Origin of the sequence: Bradyrhizobium cajani, from assembly GCF_009759665.1 — a bacterium.
Classification (GTDB): Bacteria; Pseudomonadota; Alphaproteobacteria; order Rhizobiales; family Xanthobacteraceae; genus Bradyrhizobium; species Bradyrhizobium cajani.
Map to the genome: position 1 here is coordinate 1 of NZ_WQNE01000107.1, position 400 is coordinate 400.

The window sequence follows — 400 nt, forward strand, 5'->3', positions numbered from 1 at the left end:
GTGCAGGCGATGTGCGTGGGCGACGGGAACTTCGTCTTCCGACGGCCCGACGGCACCTTGCTGCAGGCCGGGGACAGCTTGACCCACCCTGACCACGCGCGGGCCTACGACCTGCTGGCCGCTGACCCTGAGGCGTTCTACCACGGCCCGTACGCCGAAGCTCTGGTGGCGGCCGTGGCCGACGGCGGCGCCCTGAGCATGGCTGACCTGGAGAGCTATCGGGTGATCGAGACCGAGCCGCGCAGCATCGCCTTCCACGACTACACGGTGCACGCCCGCGGCGACGACCTCGACGACGTGCTCGGCACCTTGAGCGCGGTGGCCCACGGGGTCGAGGCCGACCCCCTGACCGAGCCCGACGCCGCACTGCTCCTGGTCGATGCGCTGCGCAGCCCGAGCC

The 400-nt window shown here is 71.8% G+C and carries 1 protein-coding gene; it reads left to right on the forward strand.

Annotation, left to right across the window (positions count from 1 at the left end; all coding sequences use genetic code 11):
* Positions 1–400, forward strand: a 400-nt coding sequence (locus GPL20_RS38585; protein ID WP_205751248.1) for a gamma-glutamyltransferase, incomplete at both ends; no start/stop codon positions are given.